3 protein-coding genes are annotated in these 1,633 nt (G+C 73.5%); 2 read left to right on the forward strand and 1 reads right to left on the reverse strand.

Translation table 11 applies throughout. From position 1 onward, the window contains the following. Nucleotides 1-472: response regulator (locus tag D7X12_RS41200; RefSeq protein WP_147443995.1), on the forward strand; the 472-nt coding region annotated here is incomplete at its 5' end. A 124-nt stretch (nucleotides 473-596) separates the two neighbouring features. After that, a complete protein-coding gene (locus tag D7X12_RS41205; RefSeq protein WP_120630547.1) occupies nucleotides 597-1,280 on the forward strand; it encodes a hypothetical protein in 684 nt (227 codons plus the stop codon). A gap of 15 nt (nucleotides 1,281-1,295) precedes the next feature. On the opposite strand, the gene D7X12_RS41210 is transcribed toward D7X12_RS41205, so the two are convergent. Then, nucleotides 1,296-1,633: molybdenum cofactor biosynthesis protein MoaE (locus tag D7X12_RS41210; RefSeq protein WP_147443996.1), on the reverse strand; the 338-nt coding region annotated here is incomplete at its 5' end.

A 1,633-nucleotide genomic window follows, 5' to 3' on the forward strand; every position in this document is an offset into this window, starting at 1 on the left:
CGGCAGCACCTTCACCGTGCGCCTCCCCGCGCTGGAGGAGCAGGCCCCGGCATCCCCGCCCACGCCCGGACCGGGGCCCCTGGTGCCGACGGAGCCCACGTCCCTGAGCGCCCGCGTGCTCATCGTGGACGACAACCGGGACGCGGCGGACGTGCTCGCGGAGTCGCTCGCGTTCCTCGGCTGCGAGACGCGCGTGGCCTACGACGGGCCCACCGGCCTGGAGGCCGCGAAGGGCTTCCTGCCGGAGATCGCCCTGCTGGACATCGGCCTGCCGGTGATGGACGGCTATGAGCTGGCGCGGCTCCTGCGCCAGCAGGAGGAGCCCCGCGCGATGAAGCTGGTCGCGGTGACGGGCTATGGCCAGGAGTCGGACCGGCTGCGCTCCAGGGCCGCGGGCTTCGACGCGCACCTGGTGAAGCCGCTGCACTTCGAGACGCTGGAGACGCTGCTCAAGACGCTCACCGGCACCTGAGCCCCTGGGCCCCTGAGCCGGGGCCGCCTCCCATGCGACCGGGCTGACGGGCGTCCGCCACGGGACGTCCCCTGGCGGGAAGGCGGGCGAAGGAGGGGGGGAGGGCCTTATGCTCCGGCCCGACATGCCTACTGCTTCCAAGCCCCCCGCCAACGTCGCGGAAGGCGGCCTCTTCTGCGAGCTGTACTGGGGGACCTCCCTGGCCGAGGCCTGGAGCTACGGGCCGGAGCTGGCCCAGGTCCACGCCGCGCAAGACGAGACGGCCCCCCTGCCCCTCTACGGCTTCACGCTGCCGGAGGAGCCCTTCCTCCTGGCCGAGCGCACCCCGAAGGGCTGGCGCATCCACGTGCCGCCGTCGGCCCGCGTGGAGAGGAGCCTCAAGGGGGACCTCTTCCACCCCGTGGCCCCGGAGGAGCTGTTGACCGGCGCACCGGGCCGCACGTCGCTGGAGCTGGGCGAGGGCATGACGCTGCGCCTCGTGGAGGGGGAGCTGCGGCTGCTCCTGCAGCCCTCGGTGGTGAAGGAGCGCGCGGCCCGCTTCGGCGTGCGCGACGTGGCGTGGATCATCACCGTGGCCGTCCTCTTCCTGAGCGCCCCCGTCGCCTTCCTCACCATGGGGCCGGACCCGGCGCGCATGGCCGCGAACAACGCGCGCGCGATCCAGGCCGCCCACGACAAGGAGGAGGCGCGGCGCAAGGCGCTCGGGTTGGATCAACCGATGCGCCCCCTGTCGGACCAGGAGAAGGCCACGCGCCAGCAGGACGGCGGCGCGCGCGTCAACGTCCCGGCGAGCTTCGGCGTGCGCTAGGGCGCCAGGGCCGTGTCACGGCCCCAGGCCCACCCAGACCTCGCCGTCCTCGAAGAACTCCTTCTTCCAGATGGGCACGTCCTGCTTGAGCCGCTCGATGGCGTGCTCACAGCCGCGGAAGGCCTCCTGGCGGTGCGCGGCGGACGCGGCGATGACGACCGCCAGCTCCCCCGGAAGCAGCGTGCCCACGCGGTGCATGATGGCCAGCCGCGTGCCCGGCCACCGGGACGCCACTTCCTGGCCAATCTCCGCGAGCTTCGCCTCCGCCATGGGCGCGTAGGCCTCGTACTCCAGCCGCAGCACGCGCCGGCCCTTCGTCTGGTTGCGCACCGCGCCGGAGAACGTGACGAGCC

It is taken from the genome of Corallococcus sicarius, from assembly GCF_003611735.1.
Classification (GTDB): domain Bacteria; phylum Myxococcota; class Myxococcia; order Myxococcales; family Myxococcaceae; genus Corallococcus; species Corallococcus sicarius.